Origin of the sequence: Mycolicibacterium sphagni (assembly GCF_002250655.1) — a bacterium.
GTDB lineage: Bacteria > Actinomycetota > Actinomycetes > Mycobacteriales > Mycobacteriaceae > Mycobacterium > Mycobacterium sphagni.
Window position 1 is genome coordinate 1 of the sequence record NZ_NOZR01000053.1, and the last position, 6,197, is coordinate 6,197.

General features: G+C 66.2%; 6 protein-coding genes and 1 tRNA gene. 4 read left to right on the forward strand and 3 right to left on the reverse strand.

Annotated features, from left to right (window positions below; all coding sequences use genetic code 11):
• Positions 1 to 488: hypothetical protein (locus CG716_RS29280; protein ID WP_110883971.1), on the reverse strand; the 488-nt coding region annotated here is incomplete at its 3' end.
• Between the two features lie 59 nt (positions 489 to 547).
• Positions 548 to 1,054, reverse strand: coding sequence for a ribonuclease FAU-1 family protein (locus CG716_RS29285; RefSeq protein ID WP_094484651.1), 507 nt, complete (start codon positions 1,052 to 1,054; stop codon positions 548 to 550).
• 55 nt (positions 1,055 to 1,109) lie between these two features.
• On the opposite strand from CG716_RS29285, the gene uvrB reads away from it, so the two are divergent.
• Positions 1,110 to 3,281: an excinuclease ABC subunit UvrB gene (uvrB, locus tag CG716_RS29290; RefSeq protein WP_094484652.1), complete on the forward strand. Its 2,172-nt coding sequence runs from the start codon at positions 1,110 to 1,112 to the stop codon at positions 3,279 to 3,281.
• 47 nt (positions 3,282 to 3,328) lie between these two features.
• On the forward strand, positions 3,329 to 4,732 hold the full coding sequence (locus CG716_RS29295; RefSeq protein WP_094484653.1) for an MFS transporter: 1,404 nt from the start codon (positions 3,329 to 3,331) through the stop codon (positions 4,730 to 4,732).
• Positions 4,733 to 4,734: 2 nt separating this feature from the next.
• Here CG716_RS29295 and CG716_RS29300 read toward each other — a convergent pair whose 3' ends face one another.
• Positions 4,735 to 5,439, reverse strand: a complete 705-nt coding sequence (locus CG716_RS29300; protein WP_094484654.1) for an MgtC/SapB family protein — start codon at positions 5,437 to 5,439, stop codon at positions 4,735 to 4,737.
• Positions 5,440 to 5,530: 91 nt separating this feature from the next.
• Between CG716_RS29300 and CG716_RS29305 the strand changes: the two genes are divergently transcribed.
• Together CG716_RS29305 and CG716_RS29310 are read left to right on the forward strand one after the other, a co-directional pair.
• Positions 5,531 to 5,601, forward strand: a tRNA-Cys gene (locus tag CG716_RS29305).
• 191 nt (positions 5,602 to 5,792) lie between these two features.
• Positions 5,793 to 6,197 (forward strand): lectin (locus CG716_RS29310; protein ID WP_094484655.1); only part of this gene is annotated, 405 nt, incomplete at its 3' end.

The following is a 6,197-nucleotide window of genomic DNA, read 5'->3' on the forward strand; positions in this document are numbered from 1 at the left end:
GGTGTCGGGGTGGGCACATCCAGGGGTGCGCCGCATTGCAGCGTGCCGTACAGCGGGTCGTCCTTGGGGTGGAACAGCCGCGGGGCGATGAATTGGTCTGCCTGCGCGACAATTTCGTCGTCCACCAGGATCTCGCAGTGCAGGTTCGAGCCGTAGGGCCATTGGATGGAGACCGTCATCCCGGCGTTCTTGGGATCCTTGAGAACGGTGTTGACCTCGAAGGTCATGCCCGGCAGCAAGGTCGGCTGGTCGCTGTTGACGTTGTTGTCGTCGATCTTGTAGGCGACTACAGCGCCGCGCGAGGTGCCGGTCGCCGAGGCCCGGTAGGTGATGTTGTGCAGCAGGTTCGGGTTGGCGTCGCCGGTGGCCGGGGGCGCGGGTGGGGGCGGCGCCGGGTCTGCCCGGGCAGTAACCGGTGTTAACTGCGATCCCAGGACAAGCACGGCCGCACCGACGATGGTGGGCCATCCGCGCCTGATGGGACTCATAGCTAGCGAGACTACTCGTTCGGTACGGAGCTGCCGATTCGTTGCCCGGCGTTGACGGCTCACCGCCAGGTCAGCGTCATTCCGTCGGCGGCAAGCCAGGCGTTGAGGTCGTGATCGTGCCGGGTCAGGCCCTCGACGGCGACGACGACCCGCTGCACCGCCGCTTCGGCGGTCTCGGTGCTCACCAGCCCGTCTCGGTGGGCGGCGAACAGTTCGTCGATGTCGAGGAGATCGGTGCGGTCGCCGGCGTAGACCACCAGGTCAAGGTAGTGGTCCTCGGCCTGCCAGGCGGTGTCGCCGATCGTGATCCGCCCGATGTCGAGGTAGTAGTCCTGCGGACGCTCATAGCCGGGGTTGAAGTGGAAGACGTTGGCCCGCAGCCCCAGCGACGGCAGTAGCCAGGATTCGAGGTAGTGGAACTGGTCGCGGCCCGGAGTCGGGCGCGCCATGTACAGCCCCCACGGCGTGACGAGGTATTCGTCGACCGCCCGCGCGATGCCCTTCGGGTCGGTGTTGGTGTAGCCGACCAGGTCGAACGTCTCCCGTTTGGGCGGATGGACGGCCACGATGTCAGCCTAACGAGGAATGAATGTGTCGGTGGGGGCGCTTAACCTGAACGCTATGGCATTCGCTACCGAACACCCGGTGATCGCACACTCGGAGTACCGGCCTGCCGCCGATGCCGTCCATGGCCTGGTGCGCAGCGGCGCAGAGTTCGAGGTGGTCAGCCCCTACGAGCCGGCCGGTGACCAGCCCGCGGCAATCAACGAGCTGGAACGCCGGATCCGGGCGGGGGAGCGCGACGTGGTGTTGCTCGGCGCGACGGGTACCGGAAAGTCGGCGACCACGGCCTGGCTCATCGAACGGCTGCAGCGGCCGACCCTGGTGATGGCGCCGAACAAGACGCTGGCCGCCCAGCTGGCCAACGAGCTTCGAGAGATGTTGCCGAACAACGCAGTTGAGTACTTCGTCTCGTACTACGACTACTACCAGCCCGAGGCGTACATCGCGCAGACGGACACCTACATCGAGAAGGACAGCTCTATCAACGACGACGTGGAGCGGCTGCGCCACTCGGCGACGTCGAGCCTGCTGTCACGCCGAGATGTCGTCGTCGTCGCGTCCGTGTCGTGCATCTACGGTCTGGGCACCCCGCAGTCCTACCTCGACCGGTCGGTGGAGCTCGAGGTCGGTACCGAGGTGCCGCGCGACGGGCTGCTGCGGCTGCTCGTCGACGTGCAGTACAGCCGCAACGACATGTCGTTCACCCGCGGCTCGTTCCGGGTGCGTGGCGACACCGTCGAGATCATTCCGTCCTACGAGGAGCTGGCGGTCCGCATCGAGTTCTTCGGGGACGAGATCGAGGCGCTGTACTACCTACACCCGCTCACCGGTGATGTGGTCCGCCAGGTCGACTCGCTGCGGATTTTCCCGGCTACCCACTACGTCGCCGGTCCGGACCGGATGGCGCACGCCATCTCGACCATCGAGGAAGAGCTGGCCGAGCGGCTGGCCGAGCTGGAAAACCAGGGCAAACTGCTGGAAGCTCAGCGGCTGCGGATGCGCACCAACTACGACATCGAGATGATGCGTCAGGTCGGGTTCTGCTCAGGTATCGAGAACTACTCGCGGCACATCGACGGCCGCGCGGCCGGTTCGGCGCCCGCAACGCTGCTCGACTACTTCCCCGAGGATTTCTTGCTGGTCATCGACGAGTCGCACGTGACGGTGCCGCAGATCGGCGGCATGTACGAGGGCGACATGTCGCGCAAGCGCAATCTGGTGGAGTTCGGCTTCCGGCTACCCTCAGCGGTAGACAACCGGCCGCTGACCTGGGAGGAGTTCGCCGACCGGATCGGGCAGACGGTCTATCTGTCGGCCACGCCGGGGCCCTACGAGCTCAGCCAGACCAGCGGCGAGTTCGTCGAACAGGTGATCCGCCCGACTGGTTTGATCGACCCGAAGGTCATTGTCAAGCCCACCAAGGGCCAGATCGACGACCTGATCGGGGAGATCCGGGCCCGAGCCGAGCGTGATGAGCGGGTGCTGGTCACCACGCTGACCAAGAAGATGGCTGAGGACCTCACCGACTACCTTCTGGAGACGGGTATCCGGGTGCGCTACCTGCACTCCGAGGTCGATACCCTGCGCCGGGTCGAGCTGCTGCGTCAGCTTCGGCTCGGAGACTATGACGTGCTGGTCGGCATCAACCTGCTGCGTGAGGGGCTGGACCTTCCGGAGGTGTCCCTGGTATCGATCCTCGACGCGGACAAGGAAGGCTTCCTGCGCTCTGCGCGCAGCCTCATCCAGACCATTGGCCGCGCCGCCCGCAATGTTTCCGGCGAAGTGCACATGTACGCCGACAAGCTCACCGATTCGATGATCCAGGCCATCGACGAGACGGACCGCCGGCGGGCCAAGCAGGTCGCCTACAACGAAGAGCACGGCATCGACCCGCAACCGCTGCGCAAGAAGATCGCCGACATCCTCGATCAGGTGTATCGGGAGGCGGACGACACCGAGGCGGTGGAGATCGGTGGATCTGGGCGCAACGCATCACGTGGACGGCGGGCACAGGGTGAGCCGGGCCGGGCGGTGAGTGCGGGCATCATTGAGGGCCGCGACACGTCGAACATGCCGCGAGCCGAATTGGCTGATCTGATCAAGGATCTGACGGCCCAGATGATGGCGGCGGCGCGCGATCTGCAGTTCGAGCTGGCCGCGCGGATCCGCGACGAGATCGCCGACCTGAAGAAGGAATTGCGCGGGATGGATGCTGCGGGTCTGAAATAGGCCGCCGCGCTTGAGCTCAACCGCGGTTGAGCCTTTACGGTGATCCAATGACCAAGACGACGGCGTCGGCCGCGGGCAGCTGGCGCGAGCTGTTGGGCCGCGAGTATCTCGGTGCTGCGATCGTTTTGGCCGGTGGTGTGGCCATCTACGCCACCAACGAATTCATCACGATCAGCCTGCTGCCCAGTGCCGTGGCCGATATCGGGGGCGAGCGCCTCTACGCCTGGGTCACGACGGTGTATCTGGTGGCGTCGGTGATGGCGGCGACGACGGTCGGTTCGATGCTGACGCGGTTCGGGCCGCGGACGGCGTATCTGGCTGCGCTGCTGTCCTTTGCGGCGGGCAGTGGCCTGTGTTCCCTGGCGCCGACGATGGAGCTGCTTCTGGTCGGCCGGGTGGTCCAGGGCCTGGCGGGCGGGGTGTTGGCCGGCCTGGGCTATGCAGTGATCAGTGCGGCGCTGCCCGATCGATTGTGGACTCGCGCGTCAGCCGTGGTGTCGGCGATGTGGGGGATCGGCACACTGCTGGGTCCGGCCACCGGTGGTCTGTTCGCCCAATTCGGCTTCTGGCGTGGGGGATTCGGCCTGCTGGCCGTACTGGCGGTAGCTGTGAGCCTGCTGGTTCCGCTGGCCTTACCGGCGCGCGCCGAGATTGATCAGGAGGCGCACCGCACGCGGATCCCGGTGTGGTCGCTGTTGCTGCTGGGCCTGGCGGCGCTGGCGGTCAGCGGTGCAGTTATTCCGCATAGTGCGGTGGCGATCGCGGGCCTATTGGCCGTCGGCGTGATTCTGGTGGTGGTGTTCATCGTGGTCGATCGCCGCGCCTCAGCGGCGGTGTTGCCGCGCAAAGCTTTTGAGCCGGGTCCACTGAAGTGGATCTACCTGACGCTGGGCCTGTTGATGGCGGCGACGATGGCGGACATGTACGTCCCGCTGTTCGGGCAGCGGTTGGGGGCACTGGCGCCGGTGGTGGCGGGCTTCCTCGGTGCGGCACTGTCGGTGGGCTGGACGGTCGGCGAAATCGCGAGCGCATCGGTCACCAACGTACGGATCACCGTGCGCCTCGTGGCGATCGCTCCGCTGGTCATGGCGGCGGGCTTGGTGTTGGCGGCGTGCACCCAAACCGACCGGGCGTCAGGCGGATTCGTCGTCGCATGGGCGGTGGCTTTGGTCATCACGGGTTCGGGTATCGGGATGGGGTGGCCGCATCTGTCGGCGTGGGCGATGGGCTCGGTTGTGGACGACGCGCCCCAGCAGGCCGTGGCCGCGGCGGCGATCAATAGCGTCCAGCTGATGTGCGGGGCTTTTGGTGCGGGACTGGCCGGGGTTGCGGTGAATCTACGGGCCGCGCCCGACGCGACGGCGAGCCGGCTGATGTTCGGTGCGTTCGCGGTTCTGGCGGTCATCGGCTCGGTGGCGTCCTACCGTTCGGGTCGCGGCCAGGGGCGGTAGCGCTATTCCTGGACGTCGTCGAGCCGGCGAACCCCGGTGACACCCGTGAGGCCGGCGATAGTGCTGGGTGCGTTCCGGATCTGTGATCCCGAAAGGGTAAGCAGGACACCGCCATCGGGGGAGGTGCTGAGTTCGGTCAGACCCCACTGGTGTTTGTCGCAGGTGGCGAGGATGCGGGTCAGTACGCCGCTATCGGCCTCGTAGGTGACCCGTAGCCGCACCGACCCGGCCAGCCGCGCGACGAGGCGTTTACTGAGCGGGTTGAAGGCCAGAATGATCACGAAGTGCAGGATCGTAACGACTATGGCGAGCTTCACGAGGCCGGCTGCGGCGGCCATGCCGATAGCGGCGCATTCCCAGATCGCCGCGGCGGTCGTCAGTCCATGCACCGCACCCTGGCGGGTGATGATCAGGCCCGCGCCGAGGAAGCCGATCCCGGAAACGATTTGCGCGGCGACCCGCGATGGATCGACCTCGACCGTGCCCGCGGCGAGTACGTCGAAGAAGCCGTACTTGCTGACGATCAGGATCAGCGCCGACGCCGTGCCGACGATCGCTTGGGTGCGCAGGCCGGCGCTCTTGCCGTGGATTTCGCGTTCGAGGCCGATCAGGGCGGTCAGGCCGAAGGCGATCAGCAGCTCGAGGAGCTGCCGAGTGCCCTGTCCGGGGCCGCCGAGCAAGGGGGGATCGGCCAACCAGGTCTGCATGTGCCCAACGGTAAGCGCCGCGGTCAGCAATCATGCTGAGCGAAACAGTGGGCGAGTCGGCGTGGGGCTGGAAAAGTCGGGCCCCTGACACGCGGGTGTGGCTGAGTGGCTAGGCACCGGCCTGCAAAGCCGTTTACACGGGTTCGAATCCCGTCACTCGCTCGTAGGGGATCGTTGATGCTCGGGGTGGCCGCGCCCGACGAGTTCCGGTCGTCCTGGTGCCTTCGGGTGCCGAAAGCCCCTAGCCGTGGTGTGTGCGTCGGCGAAGTGTTTGAGGCTCAGCAGGGATCGCACCGAAAGCGATGTCCCGCCGAGGCACGGCGGGTGGCTGCGCAAAAGACAAGGGCAAAAAAATGGCAGACACACTCACCCACGGCGAGCAGCTCACCAAGGGGCAGTCGCTGACATCCAACAACGGTGCGTACACCCTGACGCTGCAGGACGATGGCAATCTCGTACTCGCCGAGCGTGGCGACCCCGTGTGGGCTACCGCGACGAATGGCCAGGACGTGGTTCGCGCCGAGCTGCAGTCAGATGGGAACTTCGTCCTCTACACCGTCGACAAGGCGGTGTGGGACACCGGCACTAACGGCAAAGCCGACGTCAAGCTCGTGCTACAGGACGATCGAAATCTGGTGCTTTATGCGGCGGATGAGTCTGCGTGGTCGTCCAAGACGAACACCGATGTACCGCCGCCACCAGCGCCGGAGGTCGTGGCCGCCGACTCTCCTGATCCTGCCCCCGCCGAAGCCCCCGCC